This window comes from Rahnella perminowiae, assembly GCF_019049755.1.
In the GTDB taxonomy this organism is placed as follows: domain Bacteria; phylum Pseudomonadota; class Gammaproteobacteria; order Enterobacterales; family Enterobacteriaceae; genus Rahnella; species Rahnella perminowiae.
Genome location: NZ_JAFMOS010000067.1, coordinates 1 through 558 on the forward strand (window position 1 = coordinate 1; position 558 = coordinate 558).

Below are 558 nucleotides of genomic sequence, written 5' to 3' on the forward strand. Positions count from 1 at the left end.
AACTTAAACTGATATAGCTAAGGCATGCTTAATGCCTTAGCCAGGAAGCTATAAATTAATATGTGATTGCATATTGAAAGGTTTTTGAGTCAAACCTGCTCGCATAAATCTAAATCTAATATATGAAGAAATATTATCTTCATGTGATGAAAGTACTAATTGCCTATTACTCAACTCACAGCGCAGCAAGTCGCTTAAAGACGCAATATTTATTTCGTCAAGTGATTGTGCTGGGTCATCGATCAAAACAAGGGGTGACTTAGCATACACTTTGTTCAGTGATAAGAAAAAGGCTAGGCTCAGTGCAGATAGCTGCCCAGAACTCATAGACATTGTTGCATCATGTTCTGATTTCTCAGCAGTGCAGAACCTTAATCTGTCTCCATTCCCTTCGTCTATAAACAACCCTAACCCTCGTTGGTAGTTTTGGATTAGTCTACCGCTATAAATGTGGAAGGTTAATTCAATATCAGAGATCGTTTTTTTAGTATAATCTATGTTCAATAAGTTAAGATTTTCCTTTAATGTGGAATATTTCCCTTTAGCATTAGCTAGCGC

At 36.6% G+C, this 558-nt stretch carries 1 protein-coding gene; it reads right to left on the bottom strand.

Annotated features, from left to right (window positions below):
• Window positions 1–48 precede the first annotated feature (48 nt).
• The coding region (locus J1785_RS00335) for a hypothetical protein (protein ID WP_217218526.1) at window positions 49–558 on the bottom strand (510 nt) is incomplete at its 5' end.